Below are 23,856 nucleotides of genomic sequence, written 5' to 3' on the forward strand. Positions count from 1 at the left end.
CAACATGGTGATGTGGGCAGCCCGGCCAGGCTACCCTGTTTGCGGCCAGATCGGCGCGCTATTTGCCTAACGCGACCAGCTGCGCCGCCGCGGCCAGCACCGGCTCGCGCGGCGTGCCGGCTTCGTCCCGCAGTATCAATTGCAGCATCGCCACCAGGTGATCGCGGTCGATCGCCTTGTTTTCTTCAATCAACCGCCGCACCGCGCGCCCCACTTCCTGATCTACCTGCTCTCTGCGTTGATCGTCGGTATCCATCGCCTGCTCCTGTTAGTTGGAAAGTTGACGGCGGCTCTCGCCGCTCCTCCACACCCTAGCCGCAATGCGGCGTTATGCCAATGCCTGATCCCATACCACTTATTCAGATAGGTTATAAATATATAATCAATTTCTCTTTTATTCAGCCCAAACGTACTCTTAGCAGCAAGAAACAGACTGAAGGACTGACTTTTATGGCGACTGATACCACTCACACCTATCCCGAGCGACGCTTTCCGCTGTTTGGCCTGCCACGGCTGGTGCCGGGGCTGGCGCTGACCGGCGCGCTCACCGCGTTGGCCGTCTGGGCCGGCGATATTCCCTGGGTGGCGGAGCTGGGGCTGGGGGCGCTGACGCTGGCGATCCTGCTCGGCATTCTGGTGGGCAACACGCTGTATCCCCGCTGGCAAACCGTTTGTCACAGCGGCGTACAGCTGGCCAAACAGCGGCTGCTGCGTCTGGGGATTATCCTTTACGGCTTCCGGCTGACCTTTCAGCAGATCGCCGATGTCGGCGCCAGCGGCATCATCATCGACGCACTGACCCTGATCACCACTTTCCTGCTGGCCTGCTGGCTCGGCAAGAAAGTGTTCGGCATCGACAGCCAGACCGCGATACTGATCGGCGCCGGTAGCAGCATTTGCGGCGCGGCGGCGGTGATGGCCACCGAGCCGGTGCTGAAGGCCGATTCCAGCAAAGTGGCGGTAGCGGTCTCGACCGTGGTGGTGTTCGGCACCCTGGCTATTTTCGTTTATCCCTGGCTGTATCAGTTGAATGAACACTTCCAGTGGCTGCCGTTCAGCCAGGAAACCTTCGGCATTTACGCCGGCTCCACCATCCACGAAGTGGCTCAGGTGGTCGCCGCCGGGCACGCCATCGGGCCGGACGCCGAAAATGCGGCGGTGATCGCCAAGATGATCCGCGTGATGATGCTGGCACCGTTCCTGCTGCTGCTGTCGGGCTACATCAGCCGCGGCAGCGCAGGCAAGGCGGAAAAATCCGCCATCACCATTCCGTGGTTCGCCGTGCTGTTTATCGCGGTCGCCGGGCTGAACTCCTTCAACCTGCTGCCGGCCGCGCTGGTGCGCCATCTGATCACCGCCGATACCTGGATGCTGGCGATGGCGATGGCGGCGCTGGGGTTGACCACCCACATCAGCGCCGTGCGCCAGGCCGGGATGAAACCGATTCTGCTGGCGACGCTGCTGTTCGTCTGGCTGCTGGTCGGCGGCGGCGCGATAAACCAACTGGTGCAACACCTGCTGTAATCCCCCTCGGCGGTCCGCTTCGGCGGGCCGCCGCTTTTCGCCATTCAATCCGCCCGCCATCAATGCCATAATGTCACCGATAACACAGGAGAATGAAGATGAAGTTTGTCGGTGCACATGTCAGCGCGTCAGGCGGCGTGGATCAGGCGGTTATCCGCGCGCACGAATTGGAGGCGACCGCGTTCGCCCTGTTCACCAAAAATCAGCGTCAATGGAAGGCCGCACCGCTGGCCGCCGACGTGATCGATAAGTTCAAGAGCGCATGTGCCCAGTACGGCTTCGGGCCGGGGCAGATCCTGCCGCACGACAGCTACCTGATCAATCTGGGCCACCCGGTGGCCGAGGCGTTGGAAAAATCGCGCGAGGCGTTTATCGACGAACTGCAGCGCTGCGAACAGCTGGGGCTGACGCTGCTGAACTTCCATCCCGGCAGCCACCTGCTGCAAATCGATGAAGACAAGTGCCTGGCGCGCATCGCCGAATCGATCAATATCGCGCTGGATAAAACCGCTGGCGTGACGGCGGTGATCGAGAACACCGCCGGCCAGGGCAGCAACCTGGGCTTCAAATTCGAACATCTGGCGGCGATCATCGACGGCGTGGAAGATAAGAGCCGCGTCGGCGTTTGCATCGACACCTGCCACGCCTTCGCCGCCGGGTACGATCTGCGTACCGAAGAAGACTGCGAGCACACCTTCAAGCAGTTGGGCGACATCGTCGGCTTCAACTACCTGCGCGGCATGCACCTGAATGACGCCAAGAGCGAGTTCAACAGCCGCGTCGACCGCCACCACAGCCTGGGGGAAGGCAACATCGGCAAAACGGTGTTCAGCTACATCATGCGCGATCCGCGCTTCGACAATATTCCGCTGATTCTGGAAACGGTAAACCCGGATATCTGGGCGGAAGAGATCGCCTGGCTGAAAGCACAGCAGTAACCCTCCCTTGGCCGCTCGCCTATGCGCGAGCGGTTTCCCCCACCGTGTGCTCTGCCGCCAGCATTGCGCCGAACTGACGCAGCGTTTCTTCATCCAGGCCCGCCGCCCTAAACACCGCGGTGGTAAAGCTGACCGGCGCCGAGCCTGGTGCCGTAATGACACGGTCATCCACGACGGCGGCGGCGCTCGCAACGTAATGGCGCTGCCCGCTGTAGCCCTCAACATTGCCCGTCAAGAACTCGGCAGCGTTGGAGGTATGCGCCCTGCCGTTCAACAGGCCGGCCCGCGCCAACGCCAACGTCCCGCCGCAAATGCCCGCCAGAGTCGCGCCGCGTTGAGACTGTTCGTTGAGCAACGCGCGGATATCCGGCGCCCGTTCGGTTTCCCACAGGGTGCCGCCGACCACCACCAGCACCTCGGGGCGCCAATCCGCCAGTTCGGCCACGCTTTTTTCAACCTCGACCGTCAGCCCGCCCTGTGAGCGAAGCGTTCCGGCCTGCGGCGCAAAAAACGCCACCTCCAGCCCATAAAACGGGCCGCCAACGCCGGCAATCAGCGCGTATTCCCAATCGGCGAAACCGGGTGTGAGTACGATCGCCACTTTTTTAGCCACGGATGAATCTCCTTGAGTCATTGCTTGTTCGCAGGAACAAAGTCGCGCTATCAGCTTAGAAAGCGTTGTGGTTTCTGACCAGGGGTAAATCGTGCTAACTGCCTAAGGCACAAACAAAAACGCGCAGCTCGGGGCTGCGCGTTTTGCGGTATCGCGAGGCTTACGCCGCGGCAGTAACCGGTACTTCCGCACGTTTCAGCAGGGCATAAGCTACGCCCGCCAGCAGCGTACCGGCGGCGATCGCCACCAGGTACAGCAACACCGGCGAAATCGCGCCCGGGATCAGCAGCACGAACAGCCCGCCGTGCGGTGCCATCAGTTTGGCGCCGAAGGCCATCGACAGCGCGCCGGTCAGCGCCCCGCCGGCGATGCAGCACGGCAACACGCGCATCGGGTCGCGGGCGGCGAACGGAATCGCCCCTTCGGTGATGAAGCACAGCCCCAGCACCAACGCCGCCTTGCCGCCTTCCTGTTCGGATTTCGGGAACTTGCGGCGCGCCAGCAGTGTCGCCAGACCCATCGCCAGCGGTGGCACCATGCCCGCCGCCATGATCGCCGCCATCGGCGCATACACCGAAGAGCTGAGCAGCGCCACGCCAAACGCGTAGGCCGCTTTGTTCACCGGGCCGCCCATGTCGGTACACATCATGCCGCCGAGGATTGCCCCCAGCAGTACGGCGTTGGCGGTGCCCAGCGATTGCAGCCAATGGGTCAGACCTTCCATGATTTTCGCCACCGGCGTGCCGACCACGTAAATCATGATGAGGCCGGTGATCAGGCTGGCGACCAGCGGAATGATCAAGATGGGCTTCAGCGCTTCCATACTTTGCGGCAGGCGCAGCTTGCTGCTGATCGCCTTAGCGACATAACCCGCCAGGAAGCCGGCGATGATGCCGCCGAGGAACCCGGCGCCGGTGCTCACCGCCAGCATGCCGCCGATCAGGCCCGGCGTCAGGCCCGGACGATCCGCGATGGAGAAGGCGATAAAACCGGCCAACACCGGCACCATCAGCGCAAAGGCGGAGCCGCCGCCGATCTGCATCAGCGCCGCCGCCAACGTGCCTTTGACTTCAAACGCCTTGATGCCGAACACGAACGACAGCGCGATGCACAGACCGCCGGCCACCACCATCGGCAGCATGTAGGACACGCCGGTCAGCAGGTGGCGATACGGGCCGCTGCCCTCTTTCTTTTTCGCCGCCGGCGCCGCGCTACCGCGCTGCTGCGGCTGGAACACCTCCGCCTCGGCCTGCGCCTTGTCCAGTTCCTGCGCGGTTTTCTTCAGCGCCAGACCGGTGGAAGTACGATACATCGGCTTACCGGCAAACTTGTCCAGATCCACTTCGATGTCCGCCGCGACGATCACCAGATCCGCGGCCGCCACTTCTTCCGGGGTGATGGCGTTGCCGGCGCCGACGGAACCGCGCGTTTCCACCTTCACCCACCAGCCGCGTTTTTTGGCTTCACTTTCAATGGCTTCGGCCGCCATAAAGGTATGCGCCACGCCGGTTGGGCAAGCGGTGATCGCCACGATGCGTTTTTGCCCATTGGCTTTCACCGGTGCCGCCGCCTGCGGCACCTGATAGGTTTCAGCTTCGGCCTTGGCACGCGCCAGAAAAGCGTCCGGTTCCCGCACCGCCTGTTCGACATCGCCCACATACACCAATTTGCCGTTCAGCCCGGCGTCAGCAGGAGCAGCCTGCCCCGCCACCACCACCAGTTCGGCGTCCTGCAGTGACTCGACCAGCGTCAGGCCAGTTTTGGCCGCGGCGGCCTCCAGCATGCGTTTCGCCAGGTGGCCACGGGCCTGCCCCAGCGAACTGTCTACCATCAGCAGCGTTTTCATTCTGCCTCCTGCTATTGATTGAAAGGTTTCAGATCGACGCGCGCCATCATCGCGGCCAACTGGGGACGATCGGTCACGCCGACGTTGCTTTGGCTGACCGCCAGCGCCGCTACCGCCGTGGCCAGACGCAGAGTGTGTTCGCTGGATTCGCGCATCAGCAGGCCGTAAATCAGGCCGCCGACCATCGAATCGCCGGCGCCCACGGTGCTGACCACCTCACAGGACGGCGGTTTGGCGATCCAGGCGCCGGAGGCGTTAACCCACAGCGCGCCTTCCGCGCCGAGGGAGATGACCACGTGGGCGATGCCCTGTTCACGCAGCGCATGCGCGGCCTCGACCACGTCCGCCAGCGTCGGCAGCGGGCGACCGGCCCAGATTTCCAGCTCGCGGCGGTTCGGCTTCACCAGCCACGGCGAGGCCTTCAGCCCGGCGACCAGCGCTTCGCGGCTGCTGTCGAAAATGATGCACGGGCACTTGGCGCGCAGCTGGGTCATCCAGTCGGTAAAGGCGTCGGGATCGACGCCGGCTGGCAGACTGCCGCTCACCGCCACCATGTCGAATTGGCCCAGCCAGCTCAGCGAGTCGCTGACGAAGCGATCCCAGTCCTGTGATGTCACTTCAAAACCGGAGAAGTTGAAATCGGTCACTTCGCCGTCTTTTTCCGTCAGCTTGACGTTGATGCGGGTGCGGCCCGGCACCACCTGAAAGCGATTGGCGATCCCCAGATCGCTGAACAGCAGTTGGAAACCGTCCTGATTGTCTTTGCCCAAGAAGCCGCCGACGGTGACGTCGATGCCTAAATCCTTCAACACTTTGGCGACGTTAATGCCCTTACCGGCGGCGTGCAGGCCGGCAGTTTTTACCCGGTTGACTTCCCCGCGCTCGATCTGCGGGCAGAAACCCACCAGATCGTACGCCGGGTTCAGGGTGATTGTTGCTACTCTTCTGCTCATGCTGCGCCCTCGCCCAGTCCTTCATTAATCGCTTCGCCAATCGCCTTCAGCGCGGCTTCAGCATCTTCTCCATTGGCGGTAAAGCGCAGGTGATGCCCTTTCTTCACGCCCAACGCCACCACCTTCATCAGGCTGCGCCCGTTGGCCGGCTTGCCGCTGCCGTCCAGGTTGGTGACGGTGATGTCACTGTTGAAACTTTTGATCACGTTGACCAGCGCCGTGCCCGGCCGCGCGTGCAGACCGTGCTCGTTGCGGATCACGAATTCGGCGCTCAGCACGCTGCTCTCTTCCGCCACGTCGCTGGTCAGCAGCGCCAGCACCCCAGCGGCATCCGCCTTCAGCAAGCGTTCAGCTTTGTTGGCCAGCAGCAGATCGCTGAGGTAGTTGAGCACCGCCAGCGGCTGCGCGTCGGCGACCGACACCGTCAGCAGCAGCGCCACCGGCTCGCCGTCTTCCACGAAAGCCTGCGCCGGGCGGCTGACGGTGGCCGCGCTGGCCAGGTTGCCTTCAACGCTGTCGCTCAGCCAAATGCCCTGCCCCAGATTCAGCGGCCTGCGGGTGATGACATCGCTGACGAACTGCGCGTTGACCGCCCCGATTTTTTGCAGACGGCCGGCGTTCAGCGCCTGCAGCGTCATCAGGCTGTCGGCCGCGACGTCGAGCGCAATCAGCGAAACGTCGAACTGGAATTCAGCGCTCTGCCGTTCGCCCATCAACAGGCTGCGCAGCTCTTCCGCGGAGGTGGTTTTCGCCAGCCGCTCCGCCACGCTGTCATCACTCAGCACGTGGGTGAGCTGACGCAGCAGTGCCAAATGCTCGTCGGAACGGGCGGCGATGCCGATCGCCACATAGGCGGTCTGGCCTTCCCCCCACGCGATGCCCTGCGGGAACTGGAACACCTGCACGCCGGTTTTCAACACCAGATCGCGGGTATCGGTGGTGCCGTGCGGAATGGCGATGCCGTTGCCCAGGTAGGTGGACGTCTGCAGTTCGCGCTGCAGCATGCCGTCCACGTAACCGGCGCTGACGCAGCCGGCTTCGGTCAGCGCGGCGGCCACCTGACGGATGGCCCCCTGCTTATCGGCGGCAGCGGCGCCCAGATGAATGTCTTGCGGTGACAACTGGAACATGATTCTCCTCTCCTGCTGAATTGAATCGTTTCAGCTTTATTGAGAAAAAGGAGCGCTACCCGCTGCCCACAAGCGGTCGGATAACGCTGAAACGTTTCAAGGAGTGTGTAAGCAGCGCAATGTGAAAGCAAGTTTTCTCCCTTTCGCCATTGCAGATTTTTGAGCTTACGCACACTTTCATCGGCGCATTGGTCAGCGCCGGAGCAAAATGACATACTGTGCTGAAACTTTGCTGACGGAGAAAAGCATGAATGTAGTGACGGGCGTCGGGGTGATCATCGTCAACCCGCAAGGCGAGATTTTGCTGGGCAAACGCTGCGGCTCCCACGCGCCCTTTTGGTCGATCCCCGGCGGGCATCTGGATGCCGGTGAAACCTTCGAGCAGTGCGCCCAGCGCGAAATTGCCGAAGAAACCGGGTTGATCATCGATCCGCCGCGCTTCGTTGGCGTCAGCAACAATCTGCAAACCTGGCACGCCGAAGGCAAACACACGGTGTCTATCTGCCTGCAGGTGGATCACCCCGGCGGCGAAGCGGAGCTGAAAGAACCCGAAAAATGCGCCGAATGGCGCTGGTGCGCGCCGGACGCCCTGCCGGAACCGCATTTCGAAGCCAGCCGCACAGCGATCCGCCTGTGGTTGAGCGGCCAGGCCTATCTGCCCACGGCCTGACCCATCGCGAGCGCGTGCTGCGCTCGCTTTCCCTGCTGCACCGCCCCACCGCTATATAATTTAGAATATAACGCTATTTTTTGCGATATACGCCATTTTTTTGACTACGGATAACCCTATGGGGTTAACCCTCTTCTATTATTACCCCTGCAATCGACGTGGCATTCTGACCTTCGGTCGGTGGCCTTTTGGCAAGATTTTATTTTAAATTCATAATTATAAGCGGGTTTACCATGAGCAAAAAACTGACTGGCTTTGAAAAAAAGCGCCGGTGGGGATGGCTATGGCTTTTGCTGCTGGGGATTATCCTCGGCGCGGCGCTGTTGGCCGGGACCGCCACCGTATTCCATAAAACCAGCGATACCGCCTTCTGCGTTTCCTGCCACACCATGCAACAACCGCTGGCCGAATATCAGGGCAGCGTCCACTTCCAGAACACCAAAGGCATCCGCGCCGAGTGCGCCGACTGCCACGTCCCCCATCAGCCGATCGATTACCTGTGGACCAAAATCCGCGCGGTGAAAGACATTTACGGCGAAATGGTCGGCACCATCGACACACCGGAAAAATACGAAGCGCACAAGCTGGCGATGGCGCAGTCGGTCTGGAAGACGCTGAAAGAAAACGATTCGGCCACCTGCCGTTCCTGCCACAGCTACGACGCCATGGACATCACCGCCCAGCGCCCTGAGGCGCGCCTGCAGCACCCGGTGGCGATCAAACAGGGCGAAACCTGCATAGACTGCCATAAAGGCGTGGCCCACATCCTGCCGGACATGAGCGGCGAAACCCAGGCTGGCGCCGCCGAGCTGGCCAAGGCCGCAGCGCTGACCGCACCGGGCGCCACCACCCTCTACACCATCGCCACCGAACCGTTCTTCCTCAGCGCAGACGACAGCCATAACGCCGGCAACCTGATGCCATCCACCGAAGTGCAGGTGGTGAAACAGGAGGGCGACAAGGTGCTGGCCACCGTGAGCGGCTGGCAGCAAGACGGGGTCAGCGAAGTGTTCTACGCCGCGCAGGGCAAGCGCATCCTCAGCGTGCTGCTGGGTGAAGACGCGCGCAAACAGCTGAAGACCGCGTCCACCCAGACCGATGCGGAAACCGGCCTGGTCTGGCATCAGGTCTCTCTGCAGGTGTGGCTGCCGCGCAAGCAGCTGATCGACGATCAGCAAAAAATCTGGCGCTACGCCGCGGACATGATGTCGGCCAACTGCACCGGCTGCCACGGGCTGACCGCGCTCGATCGCTTCAACGCCAACCAATGGATCGGCGTCATCAAAGGCATGGCGCCGCGCACCTCGCTGACGCAGGAACAGCTGCGCGTGCTGACACAATACGTACAAAAACACGCCAGCGACATGCCACCTGCCGCACCGGCCAAGCTTTAAGGGAGAAGCGCAATGAGCAACCAAAAACCGTTAACCATGAGCCGCCGCCGCTTTCTGACCGGCGCCGCCGCGCTGACCGCTGCCCCGCTGCTGGCGGGCTTATGGCCCAAAGCGGCGCTGGCGCAGGCCATCAGCGAAGCGCTGCCGCAGTTCATCGTCTTGCGTCAGGCGCAAAAAGGCATCCTGACCGGCGCCCACTGGGGCGCGTTTGAGGCCATCGTGCAGGACGGCAAGATGGTCGGCGTGCAGCCGGTGCAGGACGACCCGTATCCCAATGAGCTGATCACCATGGCGCCTTATCAGGTGCACGCCGAGAACCGCATCAAATACCCGATGGTGCGCAAAAGCTGGCTGGAAGGCGGCCCCGGCAGCCGCACCGAGCTGCGCGGCCGCGACGAGTGGGTGCGCGTCAGCTGGGACAAAGCGACCGAGCTGGTGTGCAATGAGATCACCCGCCTGCAAAAAGATCACGGCCCGCAGTCGATCTACGCCGGTTCCTACGGCTGGAAAAGCGTCGGCATGCTGCACAACAGCCGCACGCTGCTGCAGCGCCTGATGAACCTGACCGGCGGCTTCCTCGGCTACGCCGGCGACTACTCCACCGGCGCGGCGCAGGTGATCATGTCGCACGTGGTCGGCTCGATGGAGGTCTACGAACAGCAGACCGCCTGGCCGAACGTGATCGAAAACAGCGAGCTGGTGATCCTGTGGGGCTGCAACCCGATGGTCACGCTGAAAAACAGCTGGAACGTGCCGGATCACGTCGGCCAGACCGGCTTCGAGGCGCTGAAGAAAAAAGGCACCCGGGTGATCAGCATCGATCCGGTGCACAACGACAGCGCCAAGTTCGTCAATGCGCAGTGGATCGCTCCGCGCCCTTACACCGACGGCGCCATGCTGATCGGCATCGCCCACACGCTGCTGACCGAGAAGCTGCATAATCCGGACTTCCTGAAAACCTATACCGTCGGCTTCGACAAGTTCCAGGCCTACCTGCTGGGCGAGAGCGACGGCGTGGCGAAAACCGCCGAATGGGCGGCCGACATCAGCGGCGTCGATGCCGACACGCTACGCGGTCTGGCGCGCGAAATGGCGAAGCATCGCACCATGATCATGGGCGGCTGGGGCATTCAGCGCCAGCACCACGGCGAACAGCAGCACTGGCTGCTGGTGACGGTGGCGGCGATGCTCGGCCAGATCGGCCTGCCGGGCGGCGGCTTCGGCTTCAGCTACCACTATTCGTCCGGCGGCAGCCCGACCGCCAAGGGTGGCATCATCGCCGGCATCTCCGCCGGCAATGCGCCGAAAAACTCACCGGCGCCGATCCCGGTGGCGCGCATCGCCGAATGCCTGAGCAACCCAGGCAAAACCATCGACTTCAACGGCGCCAAGGTCACCTACCCCGAGGTGAAAATGGTGTATGTGGCGGGCGGCAACACCTTCCACCAGCATCAGGACACCAACAACCTGGTCAAAGCCTGGCAGCGGCCGGACACCATCGTGGTCAACGAGCCTTATTGGACCGCCACCGCCAAGCATGCCGATATCGTGCTGCCGGCCACCACCAGCTACGAGCGCAACGATCTGGAGATGGGGGGTGACTATTCGCAGCTCTATGTGTTCCCGATGCATCAATGCGTGCCGCCGCAGCACGAATCGCGCAGTGACTTTGACATCTTCTCGGCGATGGCGGCCAGGCTGGGCGTGCAGGAGGCCTTTACCGAGGGCAAGGATGAAACCCAGTGGCTGAAAGGCATGTATGACGACATGAAAAACCAGGCGCGCGCCGCACGGGTGGCGCTGCCGCCGTTCGACATGTTCTGGCAATCCAATAACTACGTGCGTTTCCCGGTGCCCGAGGCCAATAAGCAGTGGGTGCGCTTCGCCGATTATCGTGACAACCCGCTGCTGAACCCGCTGGGCACGCCGTCGGGCAAGATCGAGATCTACTCCGACGCGATCGCCAAAATGCATTATGCGGATTGCCCCGGCATCCCGACCTGGATGCCGCCGCACGAGTGGTATCGCGGGCCGGAAGCGGCCAAGTATCCGCTGTCGCTCAATACCGCGCACCCGACCAACCGGCTGCACTCTCAGCTCGACAACACGCCGCTGCGCGAGAAATACGCGGTAGCGGATCGTGAAGCGATCCTGATCCACCCGCAGGACGCGCAGCCGCGCGGCATCACCGGCGGCGATCTGGTACGGGCGTACAACGATCGCGGCCAGATCCTGGTGGGCGCGGTGGTCAGCGAAGACGTGCGGCCCGGCGTGGTGCGCATCAGCGAAGGCGCCTGGTTCGATCCGGCCGATCCGGCGCAGCCCGGCTCGCTGTGCAAGAACGGTAACGTCAACTGCCTGACCTTCGACATCGGCTCTTCCAGCCTGGCGCAGGGCAACTGCGGGCAGATGGCGCAGCTGCAGATCGAGAAATATCAGGGGCCGGCGCTGAAAAATACCGCGCACGCGGTGCCGCAAGGCGCCTGATTTACCGGCAAGCAAGGGGGGCGCAACGCGCCCCTTTTTTCACGTCGCCGCGCGACATATTCGCTTACCCTGCGCCAATGGATAGCGGTTTGCGTTTCTTTTCAACGGGCGTATGATGCGCGCGACCTCCCTTTTTCGACGAATTCTCAACCGCCATGCCGACTTCATCCGCAGTAACGCGACGCACGCCCGATCTCACTTCGCTGGCCTTTTTGGCGGTGGCGTTCCTGACCGGCATCGCCGGTGCGTTGCAAACCCCGACGCTGAGCCTGTTTTTGGAAACCGAAGTCAAGGTGCGGCCGGCGCTGGTTGGGCTGTTCTTTACCGGCAGCGCGGTGATCGGCATTCTGGTCAGCCAGTTTCTCGCCGGCCGCTCGGATAAAAAAGGCGACCGCAAATCACTGATCTTCCTCTGCTGTATGCTGGGGGCGCTGGGGTTCACGCTGTTCGCCTGGAGCCGCAACTATTACCTGCTGCTGCTCGTCGGCGTGCTGCTCACCAGCTTCGGCTCCACCGCTAACCCGCAAATGTTCGCTCTGGCGCGCGAACACGCCGATCGCACCGGCCGCGAGGCGGTCATGTTCACCTCCATCATGCGCGCCCAGGTCTCGCTCGCCTGGGTCATTGGCCCGCCGATCGCCTTCGCGCTGGCGCTGGGCTTCGGCTTCAAGGCCATGTATCTGGCGGGCGCGGCGGCCTTTGTGCTGTGCGGCCTGCTGGTGTGGAAACGGCTGCCTTCCATGCCGAAAACTGCCGCGGCGAGTGCGCCCCTGGCCGCACCGCGCCAGCATCGCCGCGATGCGCTACTGCTGTTTGGCGCCAGCACTTTGATGTGGACCGCCAACAGCATGTACCTGATCAACATGCCGCTGTATATGGTGCACGAACTGCGGCTGCCGGAGCGGCTGGTCGGCGTGCTGATGGGCACCGCCGCCGGGCTGGAAATCCCGATCATGCTGATCGCCGGTCTGGTGGCGAAACGCTGCGGCAAGCGTTGTTTGATGCTAGGTGCCGCCGTCGCCGGCGTATTGTTCTATTGCAGCCTGCTGTTTATCACCGGCAGTTGGCAACTCATCGCCCTGCAGCTGCTGAATGCGGCGTTTATCGGCGTGCTGGCGGGGATCGGCATGCTCTACTTCCAGGATTTGATGCCCGGCCAGGCCGGCACGGCCACCACGCTGTTCACCAACACCATTCGGGTCGGCTGGGTCATTGCCGGCGCCATCGCCGGTGCGGTGGCGGAAATCTGGAACTACCATGCGGTATTTTACGCCGCGCTGGCGATGGCGGCAGGTGCGACGCTGTGTCTGTGGAAGCTGAGGGAAGTTTAGGGCGCGGTGTCCGCTTCCAGCCTGGCGAGGTAGATCAGCGCCTGATCGCGGTGATCGTGGCACATATCGCGGCTCGGCTGCAGGCTGCCGCACACTTTCGGCCGCAGCGGCGAATGAAACAGGCCGCAGCGCAGCTGTTCATCCAGATGAATGCAGCGGGTATTGGCGGGCTTGCCGTTCGGCATGCCGGGGATCGGGCTGGATATTGACGGCGCGATACAGCAGGCGCCGCAGTCGCTGCGACAGTCCATCAGCGCTACTCCTGGTGGGCTGGGGAAAAGAAGCGCGACAATAGCAGCCGCGCGCGGTGGCCGCCAGCAGAATCCCTGCGCCCCTGCGATCTTTACACTCGTCCCGCAACCGTCTTACCCCGCCTGATTCGCCGCCTGGCGAGTAAACGCCCAAAAAGCCGCAATTTAAAGACAAAAACGCGTGAAACGTGCAATCCCCCCGCTTTACATGCGCCATGCATCCATGTACCATTGAGCTAGTACAAAAGAACTTCTTCCATCAGGAGCACGCATGTCTACGGACACCATCCAGAAGCTAGCCCGCCCTTCCGTCCTCGGCGGCGCGATGATCATTGCCGGAACCGCCGTTGGCGCCGGCATGTTTTCCATTCCGATCGTCACTTCCGGTGTCTGGTTCAGCGGCTCCGTCGCGCTGCTGGTGTATACCTGGGCCTGCATGTTGCTTTCCGGCCTGATGATCCTCGAAGCCACGCTGCACTACCCGAGCGGCGCCAGCTTCAACACCATGGTCAAGGATCTGCTGGGTAAGGGCTGGAACGCCGTGAACGGCCTGTCGGTGGCGTTCGTACTCTACATCCTGACCTACGCCTATATCTCCGCCGGCGGCTCGATTATCGCGCATACGCTGGAGGGCATCGTCGGCGTCGGCCAGACCACCGCCGGCCTGGTCTTCGCACTGGTCGTGGCGTTTATCGTCTGGCTCTCCACCCGCGCGGTCGACCGCCTGAGCACCATTCTGATCGGCGGCATGGTGATCACCTTCGTGATGTCCGTGGGCGACATGTTCACCCACGTGCAGCCCGCGGTGCTGTTCAACACCGGCGATGACCAGGCCAGCTATCTGCCTTACGCCCTGGCGGCGCTGCCTTACCTGCTGACCTCGTTCGGCTACCACGGCAACATTCCCGGGCTGGTGAAGTACTACCACAAGGACAGCAGCTCCGTGGTGCGCAGCCTGGTGTACGGCACCCTGCTGGCATTGGCTATCTACATCCTGTGGCAGTATGTGATTCAGGGCAATATCGCGCGCGATGCCTTTAAGCAGGTGATCGCCGAAGGCGGCAATATCGGCAGCCTGCTCAAGCAAATGGGCAACGTCTCCAGCAGCCAGACCGTCAGCCAACTGCTGAACGCCTTCTCCTATATGGCGCTGGCCAGCTCGTTCCTCGGCGTGTCGCTGGGCCTGTTCGACTACCTGGCGGACTTCTGCAAGTTCAAGGATGACGCCGTCGGGCGCAGCAAGACCGCGCTGGTGACCTTTGTGCCGCCGACCCTGGCCGCGCTGCTGTTCCCGAACGGTTTTCTGTACGCCATCGGCTTTGCCGGGCTGGCGGCCACCATCTGGGCGGTGATCGTGCCGGCGCTGATGGCGCGCGCCAGCCGCCGCCGCTATCCGCAGGCGGGTTACCGCGCACCGGGCGGTAACGGCGTGATCCTGTTCGTCATCCTGTTCGGCTTGATCAACGCCGCCGCGCATATTCTGTCGCTTTTCGGCCTGCTGCCGGTCTTCCACTAATCCCCGACGGGAGGGCGGCCGCCCTCCCTTTCCCGCACTGTTTTTGCGCCGGGCTATTGCCTGAAATCGGTGGCGCGAGTACCTTGTCGCAACTTCTCTAATACTCTTCATTGCGGATGAATTGAAATGGCAAGAGCTAACGAAATTAAACGCGGCATGGCGATCAGCTACAACGGCAAGCTGCTGCTGGTAAAAGATATCGACGTGCAGAGCCCGAGCGCCCGCGGCGCCAGCACCCTGTACAAAATGCGCTTCTCCGACGTGCGCACCGGCCTGAAAGTGGAAGAACGCTTCAAGGGCGACGATATCCTGGACACCATTTCCCTGTCGCGCCGCAAGGTGAACTTCTCCTATATCGACGGCGAAGAATACGTGTTTATGGATGACGAAGATTACACGCCGTACATCTTCAAGAAAGACCAGATCGAAGACGAGCTGCTGTTCATTCCGGAAGGCGGCCTGCCGGGCATGCAGGTGCTGACGCTGGATGGCCAGGTGCTGGCGCTGGAGCTGCCGCAGACCGTAGATATGGAAATCGTCGAGACCGCGCCGGGCATCAAAGGCGCTTCCGCCAGCGCCCGCAACAAACCGGCCACCATGGCGACCGGTCTGGTGATCCACGTGCCGGAATACCTCAGCGCCGGCGACAAAATTCGCATTCATATCGCCGAACGCCGCTACATGAGCCGCGCTGACTAGTCGCGCCAGCGGGGCCGAGTCTCGGCCCCGTTTCATTTTCCGCTACGGCAATTCCGGGAAAAAGCGCCGCTTGAGCGCCAGCTCGACGCCGCGCAGCTCCGCCAGCCCTTTCAACCGCCCGATGGCCGAATAGCCCGGATTGGTTTTCTTTTTCAAATCGTCCAGCATCTGATGCCCATGATCGGGGCGCATCGGGATCGGCCGCCGATCGCCGGCCCGTTGCCGACGCAGCTCTTCGGTCAGGATCGCTTCGATCACCGCCACCATGTCCACATCGCCCTGCAGGTGCGCCCCCTCGTGGAAGCTTTTCGGGTTCTCCTCGCGGCAGGTGGCGCGCAGGTGGGTGAAGTGAATGCGATCGCCGAAGGTTTCAATCATCCGCACCAGATCGTTGTCGGCGCGCACGCCGTAGGAACCGGTGCACAGGGTGAAACCGTTATGAATGCTGTCGACGGTCTGCTTCAGCCACTGCATGTCTTCAATCGTGGAGACGATGCGCGGCAGGCCGAGGATCGGCCGCGGCGGATCGTCGGGATGCACCGCCAGCCGGATGCCGGCCTCTTCCGCCACCGGCACGATGGCGCGCAGAAAGATCGCCATGTTTTCGCGCAATTGCGCCTTGTCGATGCCGTCGTATTCCGCCAGGCGGCGGCGGAACTGATCCAGCGTATAGCCTTCTTCCGCTCCCGGCAGGCCGGCGATGATATTGCCGGTCAGCGTGGCTTTCTCCTCCTCGCTCATGGCGGCGAAATAGGCTGCCGCCTGACTGCGCTCTTGCGGCGTATAGTCCACCTCGGCGCCGGCGCGCTGCAGGATATGCAGCTCGAACGCGGCGAAGGCGATCTGATCGAAACGCAGCGCTTTGGCGCCGTCCGGCAGCGAATAGGCCAGATCGGTGCGCGTCCAGTCGAGGATCGGCATGAAGTTATAGCAGACGGTATCGATGCCGCAGGCCGCCAGGTTGCGCAGCGTCTGCTGGTAATGGGTGATATGCCGCTGCCAGTCACCGCTGTGAGTTTTGATTTCCTCATGCACCGGCACGCTCTCCACCACCGACCACACCAGTCCTTTTTCCGCCAGTAACGTCTGGCGCGCGCGGATCTCATCAATCGGCCAGACTTCGCCGTTCGCAATATGATGCAGCGCCGTCACGACTCCGGTCGCCCCGGCCTGACGCACATCATCCAAAGAGACCGGATCGTTCGGGCCATACCAACGCCATGTTTGTTCCATGTTTTGTCCTTATGCCTGTCTCGCATCGCGATGCTGTTATACCAGTTTAACGTAGATATCAGTTACCTTTAAGGTACTCTTTCGCAACGCGCTGTCAAAAGTGAACCGCGCATTGGTTGATCCACTTCACGATTTTGGCTTATTTTGGACTGACCAATTCCTTTAACCTGTCTACAGACCTAGACTGGTCGCAGTTTTTTATCGCCGGCGCCACCCTGCCCATACGGCGGCAAACTGGTCCGCTAACTTGATGCAAGTGGCCCGCCAGCTGTCCTACACGCTTTGGAGATGAGATGAAAACGATCGCCAACACCCCGCTACCGGGCACCGTCCGGCAACCGAACTATGATCGCCGTGCCCTGCGCAGCCGTATCGTGCACCTGGGTTTCGGCGCGTTTCACCGCGCACATCAAGCGCTGCTGACGGATCGGGTATTGAACGCCCAGGGCGGCGACTGGGGCATTTGCGAAATCAGCCTGTCTGGCGGCGTGCCGCTGTTTGAGGCGCTGCGGCAGCAGGATCATCTGTACAGCGTGCTGGAGAAAGGCGCGGACGGCCATCAGGCCATTGTGATCGGCGCGGTGCATGAAAGCCTGCACCGCAAGCTGGAGGGCATCGCCGCAGTGCTGGAGAAGCTGGCAGAGCCGCAGGTGGCAATCGTCTCGATGACCATCACCGAAAAAGGCTACTGCATCGAGCCCGGCAACGGGCAACTGGATTGGCAGCATCCGGGGATCGTCGCCGATCTGGCGGCGCCGCATCAGCCGCAGACCGTGCCCGGCATTGTGGTAGAGGCGCTGCGGCTGCGGCGCGAACGCGGCCTGCCCGCCTTTTCCCTGCTCTCCTGCGACAATATTCCGGAGAACGGCCACGTGCTGCGCCGGGCGGTGCTCGATCTGGCGCAGGCGCGGGATCCGTCGCTCGCCGATTGGATCGCCGCCGCCGCCACCTTCCCCTGCACCATGGTGGACCGCATCGTGCCGGCCGCCACGCCGACTACGCTGGATGAGATCGCCGCCGCGCTGGGCGGCGTGCGCGACGAATGCGCTATCGCCTGCGAGCCCTTCATTCAATGGGTGGTGGAAGACAACTTCGTCGCCGGACGCCCGGCGTGGGAGCTGGCCGGCGCCCAGTTGGTCAGCGATGTGCTGCCGTTTGAACACATGAAGCTGCGCATGCTGAACGGCAGCCACTCGTTCCTGGCTTATCTCGGCTACCTGGGCGGCTACCGCTATATCAACGAGTGCATGGCGGATGAGCACTACCGTCGCGCCGCCCTGCGATTGATGCTGGACGAACAGGCCCCGACGCTGAGCGTCACCGGCATCAGTCTGGCCGACTACGCCGCACAGCTTATCGCGCGCTTCAGCAATCCGGCGCTGCAACACCTCACCTGGCAGATCGCCATGGACGGTTCGCAGAAGCTACCGCAGCGTCTGCTGGATGCCGTGCGCTGGCATCTGCGGCACGGCGGCGACTATAGCGGGCTGGCGCTGGGCGTGGCGGGCTGGATGCGTTACATCGGCGGCGTCGATGACGCCGGACAGCCGATCGACATTCGCGATCCGCTGGCAGACGTGCTGCAACAGACTGTCGCCGCCACGCCGGACGATCGGCGGCGCGTAACGGCGCTGCTGGCGCTCAAACCGGTGTTCGGCGAAGCGCTGGCGACGCATGGGGGGTTTACCGACGCAGTGACGCAAGCCTATTTGTCACTGCGCGATCGCGGTGCGCGTGAAACGGTGAAGGAGTGGGTGAAGCGGTGAAGTGCCTGCAGGCTGAGAATAACCATGCCGACGTAACGTTACGCCGGCATGGCGGAACGACTTAACGATAAACGACCGTCATAACAGCAAGTTTCTTCTGTTGGTCTACCCACTTCATTTCGGTTGTGCCAAGATTCAGCGGAAGTTCTTTGCGTGTAGTATCAAAACCTGACAACGCTTGCTGGGCCTGATAATGCTGGCCGTTGCGGTAACATTGCGTATTCGCCTTAGAATCTGCAATCTTGACCGTGCAAGGACTTTCAACGATAGAGCCGACGAAGCGAATTACCCCACCGGCCACTCCTGCCTGACTCACTGCCGTCCATGAAAACAACATTCCTACGATCAAAAATAACCGAAAGGTATTCATGGCAACCTCATTTTTAGTTAAGCCAATTTAACCATAGAGGATCTTGTTAGGAATAATCGCAAGGAAAGGGACAGGATTTGATCGTTAATCGCGTCATTAACAATGTAAAAACAAGCTACTAACAAAAGTTAACCGTATCTAATACAGGGTTTTATCTAAGAATTTTCTTGCAAAGAAAGGTGGATTTTATCGGTTGAAAAGCGCAGGGTGACGTGCAAAATTTGCGAGATAGAGCACAAATTAAATCGCGGTCGTTTCACCGATACGGCTGCGTAACTCATTTATTAAGCAGGTTAATTTTTGCGCCAGGAATGATTAATGACCAAAACCAATTTGATTACCGGTTTCCTCGGCAGCGGTAAAACCACCACTATCCGCCATTTGCTGGCTCATAAACCCGAACATGAACGCTGGGCGGTATTGGTCAATGAATTCGGCGAGATCGGCATCGACGGCGCGCTGCTGGCAGACAGCGGCGCGGTGCTCAAAGAGATCCCCGGCGGTTGCATGTGCTGCGTCAACGGCCTGCCGATGCAGGTGGGCTTGAATATGCTGTTGCAACAGGCCAAACCGGACCGGCTGCTGATCGAGCCGACCGGGCTAGGACACCCGAAGCAAATCCTGTCGCTGCTGACCCAGGAGAGCTATGCCGGCTGGATCGATCTGCAGGCCACGCTGTGCCTGCTGGATGCCCGCCAGCTTAGCCAACCCCGCTACCGCGACAACGAAAATTTCCGCGATCAGCTGGCCGCGGCCGACGTTATTCTGGCCAGCAAAAACGACACCTATCAACCGCAAGACAGACTGGCGCTGGAAGCCTGGAGGGCGCAAGATTCGCTGCAGCGGCCCTGCTACGCCATCGCGCAAGGCGAAGCAGATGTCGCGCTGTTGTCACTTCCTCGCACAAATCGTACAGAATTGCCGGACGCGCAGCATCATCATGGTCAGGCGAAAAAGCAGGGGCTGGCGGCGCTGCGGCTGCCGGAACACGCCCGTTGGCGGCGAGCGCTGAACGAAGGGCAAGGCTTCACCAGCTGCGGCTGGATTTTTGACGGCGACACCCGGTTCGATACCGTCGGTTTCATGGAGTGGGTGCGGCTGGCGCCGGTCGAACGAATCAAAGGCGTGGTGCGCATCCCCGAAGGCACATTGCTGATCAATCGCCAGGGGCAGGATCTCAACATCGAAACCCGCCCGCTCGCACCGCTCGACAGCCGAATTGAACTGATCCACAGCGAAAATGCCGATTGGAACGCCCTGCAATCCGCCTTGTTTAAGATTCGTTTAAGTTAAACCCCGTACCGTTGCCCCCCGGTTGTCGCAGGGCAACCGGGTTTTGTTTCGTTTTCATTTTTCCAACAGGTTTATGTCATGACACGCCGCAATTTACCCTTCATTCTCTTCTTCAATTTACTGGGCGTTGCGCTGTTTCTGTCCTGGTTCCTGCCGGCCAATCACGGCGGCTGGTTTACCCTGGATTCGGCGATCTTCTTCTTCTTTAACCGCCATCTGGCCACCGACCCGGCGTTTTTGCACCTGGTCGCCATCACCAACAACCGCGCGTTCGACGCGATCTCGCTGCTCGCCATGGGGCTGCTGTATCTGTACTTTTATCTGAAGCAGGACGCCGCCGGCCGCCGCCGTCTGGTGATCACCGGCGTGGTGATGCTGCTGACCGCCGTGGTGCTGAACCAGCTTGGCCATCTGCTGCCGGTGAAGCATCCAAGCCCCACCCTGACCTTTGACAATATCAATCGCGTCAGCGAACTGACCGGCATCCCCACTAAGGACGCTTCCGGCGACAGCTTCCCCGGCGACCACGGCATGATGCTGATTATTTTTTCCTGCTTTATGCTGCGCTATTTCGGCCGCGGCGCCTTTGCCATCGCCCTGCTGATTACGCTGGTCTTCTCATTGCCACGCGTGATGATTGGCGCCCACTGGTTTACCGATATCGCCGTCGGCTCGCTGTCCGTGGTGCTGGTTGGTGCCAGCTGGGTGCTGATGACGCCTTGCAGCGACTGGATCGTCGATCGGTTGAACCGCCTGTTGCCCGGCAAGCACCGTCCCAGCCAACCATAATATGCATTTATGACTCATACCGGGAGGTGCCCGCCTCCCGGCCTTTCCCCCTTCGCCGAGCGCAAAATGTCGCCACCAGTCGTTAACGCTTTTGCAACCTGATTTCACGCCAGATTCATACATCGGACAATTGGCGTTTTTTATATGAAGATTTACATTATGTTACATCACAAATTCATATAAAAAAGACGGGAAAAAGGCTCGCAATCCCCTATTTGTTCCGGTAATCTCAGATGCGTTTGTGCCTGGTTTAAGTCGAATCAGTATGGAATCCGATAAAAATGTGCGTTCTCGCACGTTTTCAACGGTAACTGGTTGTCGATGCAACAGGTGCGGACTAGGCTCGTTCCGTTTGGCATTTTTCAGGTAGCGACTTTCGTCGTTAAGGACTTCAAGGGAAAACAACAACAATGGTCAAATCTCAACCGTTTCTGAGATATTTTTTGCGGGTAGTCCCTGCAATTGCCGCTGCGGTTATGCTGTCAGCGTGCAGCTCGACTCACACTTCGAACTTGAATAACGCACAAACTGAGATGCGTGCAGTTAATGACAAAGACGGTCTTTTACTGCAAGCCTCTCAGGATGAATTCGAAGCGATGGTCCGCAACGTTGACGTCAAGTCAAAGATTATGGATCAGTACGCGGACTGGAAAGGCGTTCGCTACCGCTTAGGCGGTGACACCAAGCGCGGCATCGATTGCTCGGCGTTTGTACAGCGCACCTTCCGCGAACAGTTCGGTATGGATTTACCGCGTTCTACCTATGAACAGGAAGATCTCGGCAAGAAAATCCAGCGCACCAAGCTGCGCGCCGGCGATTTAGTGCTGTTCCGCGCCGGTTCTACCGGGCGCCATGTCGGCATCTATTTAGGTAACGATCAGTTCGTTCACGCTTCTACCAGCAGTGGCGTCATGATTTCCAAGCTGACCGATAACTATTGGAATAAACGTTATCGAGAAGCACGCCGAGTGTTGACCAACGGCTGACGGCGCAACGCCCTGAAGATCCTGAATACCAAACGAGCGATAAGCGCCGCCTACGGGCGGCGTTTTTTTTGGCTGTCAAATGGGTATCATCAAGATTGATCCCTGCCTTATCGTCACCGTTCCCCACTTAACACTGCCGCACGTCGTTATTTTGATAAACTGTTGGCAGGAAATCGCGCCATCGAGGAAAAACTCGCCTATTATCGTCAGATGACGGCAACGGCGCCCCGGCGTTATTTAAAACGTTTCCGCTTAAAATAGGCGCATTATATTTCTGTCGGCGACGTCGCGTATTTAAACGGCGCCGCCGGTTGGTTCGGGATAAAAAGTCAAAAATGAAAAAAAAGCCGTTTGCACAATCCATTAACTGGCTGTGCGACACCCCTGACGCCCGGTTGCAGAGGACTCGGTTATGGGCTTGAAAAGAGCTTTTGCCCGCAGCGTGTCTCACCGACAGCGCAGCCTGGCTAAAAGCGGTGTCGCTGCCCTGGTATTTTTTACGCTCTTCACTGCGGTCACGCTTTCTTTGATCAACCACCAGCGCACGCAATATCAACACAAGGTCGAAGCGCGTACGCAAAAATTCACGCTGGGTTATATCTCGCACCTGACGGCAGTGATGCAGCAAATGATGCCGCTGCTGGACAAGCCTTGCCTCTCCAGCCAGTCGGATATTACCTACCAAGCGGCCTTTACCAGCGGCGTGCGCACCTTCCTGTTGGTAAAAGGCGGCTACGCCTATTGCTCTTCCGCCACCGGTGACATGATGTTGCCGATGAAAAATCTCTACCAGGAAATCGACTGGGATCTGCCTTTGGATCTGAAGCTGCAGCAGGGCACGCCGATCGTACCGAACAAACCGGCGGTTGCGGTTTGGCTGCGGCATCCCGGCGAAAAGGCCACCGGCATCCTCGCTACGTTGGACATCGATCTGATGCCCTACTTACTGTTCACCTCGCATGACGAACAGGCGCCGGGCATCGCCATCGTGATGGGCAACCGCGCCCTGACCACCTTCAGCCCAAACCTGATGCCGGTCGATCAACTGCCGAAAGGCAAGGCGGATACCCTGACGATGCCCAATCTGCCGCTGACCATCCTGTTCTACAACGAGAAACTGACGCCCAATGACATTCGCCTGACGCTGCTGGGCAGCCTGGTGCTGTCACTGATGATTGGCGTGCTCTGCTACTATATGCTGCTGTTGCGGCAAAGCCCGGAGCGTGCGCTGCTGCGCGGCATCAAGCGCAACGAGTTCTTTATCGAATACCAGCCGGTGTTCCATACCGACAGCAACAGCATTGGTGGGCTGGAAGCGCTGATCCGCTGGCAGCATCCGCTCGAGGGCCGCATCCCGCCCGATGTCTTTATCCCCTACGCCGAAAGCAACGGGCTGATCGTGCCGCTTACCCGCCATCTGTTCAGGCTGATCGCCGAAGATGCGCCGCAGCTCGCCAAAGCGCTGCCACGGGGAGGCAAAGTCGGTCTCAATATTTCCCCAGCCCACCTTAGCGCGCCGTCGTTCCATCAGGACGTGTATGAACTACTGACGCAGCTGCCGGGCGATTACTTTACGCTGGTGTTTGAAATCACCGAACGCGGCATGGTGGAAGAAGAGAGCGCGCTGGCGGAGTTCGACTGGCTGCACAAACAGGGTATCGAGATCGCGGTGGACGATTTCGGCACCGGGCACAGCGCGTTGATCTATCTTGAGCGCTTCACCATGGATTACCTGAAGATCGATCGCGGCTTCGTCAACACCATCGGCCAGGATACGGTCACCGCGCCGGTGCTGGATGCGGTGATCTCGCTGGCGAAAAAGCTGAAAATGCTGACGGTGGCCGAGGGCGTGGAAACCGCCGAGCAGATGCAGTTCCTGCAAGAACACGGCGTCAACTTCATGCAGGGCTACTACTTCAGCAAGCCGCTGAGCATCGATGATTTCGTCGCTTACTGCAATGCTAATCAGGTCTTTGATTATCAGGAAAAAAATAGTTAATCTTTAGGCAACTTTACCCTGCGCCCACCCGAAGAATGTTATGCTGGGCGCAGGTTGTACCTTATTCC

General features: G+C 60.6%; 21 protein-coding genes. 13 read left to right on the forward strand and 8 right to left on the reverse strand.

Annotated elements, in window-relative coordinates; all coding sequences use genetic code 11:
- Positions 1 to 58 precede the first annotated feature (58 nt).
- Entirely contained in the window at positions 59 to 256 is a 198-nt protein-coding gene (locus FOT55_RS22175) for a hypothetical protein (protein WP_043136401.1), read from the reverse strand.
- A 194-nt stretch (positions 257 to 450) separates the two neighbouring features.
- Between FOT55_RS22175 and FOT55_RS22180 the strand changes: the two genes are divergently transcribed.
- A complete protein-coding gene (locus tag FOT55_RS22180) occupies positions 451 to 1,524 on the forward strand; it encodes a YeiH family protein (RefSeq protein WP_049294862.1) in 1,074 nt (357 codons plus the stop codon).
- 98 nt (positions 1,525 to 1,622) lie between these two features.
- Entirely contained in the window at positions 1,623 to 2,462 is an 840-nt protein-coding gene (nfo, locus tag FOT55_RS22185; protein WP_049205268.1) for a deoxyribonuclease IV, read from the forward strand.
- Between the two features lie 19 nt (positions 2,463 to 2,481).
- Here nfo and FOT55_RS22190 read toward each other — a convergent pair whose 3' ends face one another.
- From FOT55_RS22190 to fruB, 4 genes are all read right to left on the reverse strand, one after another.
- Positions 2,482 to 3,075: a DJ-1/PfpI family protein gene (locus FOT55_RS22190; RefSeq protein WP_147824030.1), complete on the reverse strand. Its 594-nt coding sequence runs from the start codon at positions 3,073 to 3,075 to the stop codon at positions 2,482 to 2,484.
- A gap of 160 nt (positions 3,076 to 3,235) precedes the next feature.
- Positions 3,236 to 4,921, reverse strand: coding sequence for a PTS fructose transporter subunit IIBC (gene fruA, locus FOT55_RS22195; protein ID WP_060433639.1), 1,686 nt, complete (start codon positions 4,919 to 4,921; stop codon positions 3,236 to 3,238).
- Positions 4,922 to 4,932: 11 nt separating this feature from the next.
- Positions 4,933 to 5,874 (reverse strand): 1-phosphofructokinase, encoded by a 942-nt coding sequence (gene fruK, locus FOT55_RS22200; RefSeq protein WP_043136417.1) that lies wholly within the window; start codon positions 5,872 to 5,874, stop codon positions 4,933 to 4,935.
- On the reverse strand, positions 5,871 to 7,004 hold the full coding sequence (gene fruB / locus FOT55_RS22205) for a fused PTS fructose transporter subunit IIA/HPr protein (RefSeq protein WP_049294865.1): 1,134 nt from the start codon (positions 7,002 to 7,004) through the stop codon (positions 5,871 to 5,873). The genes fruK and fruB overlap by 4 nt, the downstream gene beginning before the upstream one ends.
- Before the next feature lie 247 nt (positions 7,005 to 7,251).
- Here fruB and FOT55_RS22210 point away from each other — a divergent pair, with 247 nt between their 5' ends.
- The 4 genes from FOT55_RS22210 (at position 7,252) to FOT55_RS22225 (ending at position 12,886) form a co-directional block, all read left to right on the forward strand.
- Complete coding sequence (locus FOT55_RS22210) at positions 7,252 to 7,674, forward strand: nucleotide triphosphate diphosphatase NUDT15 (protein WP_147824031.1); 423 nt, start codon at positions 7,252 to 7,254, stop codon at positions 7,672 to 7,674.
- A gap of 233 nt (positions 7,675 to 7,907) precedes the next feature.
- The gene (locus tag FOT55_RS22215; protein ID WP_043136424.1) at positions 7,908 to 9,068 is read left to right on the forward strand and encodes a NapC/NirT family cytochrome c; all 1,161 of its coding nucleotides are present in this window, start codon (positions 7,908 to 7,910) and stop codon (positions 9,066 to 9,068) included.
- 12 nt (positions 9,069 to 9,080) lie between these two features.
- On the forward strand, positions 9,081 to 11,555 hold the full coding sequence (torA, locus tag FOT55_RS22220; RefSeq protein ID WP_147824032.1) for a trimethylamine-N-oxide reductase TorA: 2,475 nt from the start codon (positions 9,081 to 9,083) through the stop codon (positions 11,553 to 11,555).
- Positions 11,556 to 11,710: 155 nt separating this feature from the next.
- Positions 11,711 to 12,886, forward strand: coding sequence for a sugar efflux transporter (locus tag FOT55_RS22225; protein WP_147824033.1), 1,176 nt, complete (start codon positions 11,711 to 11,713; stop codon positions 12,884 to 12,886).
- Here FOT55_RS22225 and FOT55_RS22230 read toward each other — a convergent pair.
- On the reverse strand, positions 12,883 to 13,137 hold the full coding sequence (locus FOT55_RS22230; RefSeq protein ID WP_019453627.1) for a YkgJ family cysteine cluster protein: 255 nt from the start codon (positions 13,135 to 13,137) through the stop codon (positions 12,883 to 12,885). The two genes, FOT55_RS22225 and FOT55_RS22230, sit on opposite strands and share 4 nt — an antisense overlap.
- A gap of 271 nt (positions 13,138 to 13,408) precedes the next feature.
- Here FOT55_RS22230 and mtr point away from each other — a divergent pair, with 271 nt between their 5' ends.
- Both mtr and yeiP read left to right on the forward strand, forming a co-directional pair.
- Positions 13,409 to 14,653 carry a tryptophan permease gene (gene mtr / locus FOT55_RS22235; RefSeq protein ID WP_025303548.1) on the forward strand — a complete coding sequence of 415 codons (1,245 nt, stop codon included), beginning with the start codon at positions 13,409 to 13,411 and terminating at the stop codon, positions 14,651 to 14,653.
- A 126-nt stretch (positions 14,654 to 14,779) separates the two neighbouring features.
- Positions 14,780 to 15,352: an elongation factor P-like protein YeiP gene (yeiP, locus tag FOT55_RS22240; protein WP_004935725.1), complete on the forward strand. Its 573-nt coding sequence runs from the start codon at positions 14,780 to 14,782 to the stop codon at positions 15,350 to 15,352.
- A gap of 42 nt (positions 15,353 to 15,394) precedes the next feature.
- On the opposite strand, the gene uxuA is transcribed toward yeiP, so the two are convergent.
- Positions 15,395 to 16,585 (reverse strand): mannonate dehydratase, encoded by a 1,191-nt coding sequence (gene uxuA, locus FOT55_RS22245; RefSeq protein WP_147824034.1) that lies wholly within the window; start codon positions 16,583 to 16,585, stop codon positions 15,395 to 15,397.
- Positions 16,586 to 16,878: 293 nt separating this feature from the next.
- Between uxuA and FOT55_RS22250 the strand changes: the two genes are divergently transcribed.
- Positions 16,879 to 18,351, forward strand: coding sequence for a mannitol dehydrogenase family protein (locus tag FOT55_RS22250; protein WP_147824035.1), 1,473 nt, complete (start codon positions 16,879 to 16,881; stop codon positions 18,349 to 18,351).
- A gap of 61 nt (positions 18,352 to 18,412) precedes the next feature.
- Here FOT55_RS22250 and FOT55_RS22255 read toward each other — a convergent pair whose 3' ends face one another.
- A complete protein-coding gene (locus FOT55_RS22255; protein ID WP_004935734.1) occupies positions 18,413 to 18,721 on the reverse strand; it encodes a type 1 fimbrial protein in 309 nt (102 codons plus the stop codon).
- A gap of 318 nt (positions 18,722 to 19,039) precedes the next feature.
- Between FOT55_RS22255 and FOT55_RS22260 the strand changes: the two genes are divergently transcribed.
- From FOT55_RS22260 to FOT55_RS22280, 4 genes are all read left to right on the forward strand, one after another.
- Positions 19,040 to 20,014: a CobW family GTP-binding protein gene (locus tag FOT55_RS22260; protein ID WP_025303551.1), complete on the forward strand. Its 975-nt coding sequence runs from the start codon at positions 19,040 to 19,042 to the stop codon at positions 20,012 to 20,014.
- 78 nt (positions 20,015 to 20,092) lie between these two features.
- A complete protein-coding gene (locus FOT55_RS22265) occupies positions 20,093 to 20,803 on the forward strand; it encodes a phosphatase PAP2 family protein (protein ID WP_025303552.1) in 711 nt (236 codons plus the stop codon).
- Positions 20,804 to 21,213: 410 nt separating this feature from the next.
- Positions 21,214 to 21,789 carry a bifunctional murein DD-endopeptidase/murein LD-carboxypeptidase gene (mepS, locus tag FOT55_RS22275; RefSeq protein ID WP_025303553.1) on the forward strand — a complete coding sequence of 192 codons (576 nt, stop codon included), beginning with the start codon at positions 21,214 to 21,216 and terminating at the stop codon, positions 21,787 to 21,789.
- A gap of 412 nt (positions 21,790 to 22,201) precedes the next feature.
- On the forward strand, positions 22,202 to 23,788 hold the full coding sequence (locus FOT55_RS22280; protein WP_025303554.1) for a cyclic di-GMP phosphodiesterase: 1,587 nt from the start codon (positions 22,202 to 22,204) through the stop codon (positions 23,786 to 23,788).
- Positions 23,789 to 23,856 lie beyond the last annotated feature (68 nt).

Origin of the sequence: Serratia bockelmannii, assembly GCF_008011855.1 — a bacterium.
Lineage (GTDB): Bacteria > Pseudomonadota > Gammaproteobacteria > Enterobacterales > Enterobacteriaceae > Serratia > Serratia bockelmannii.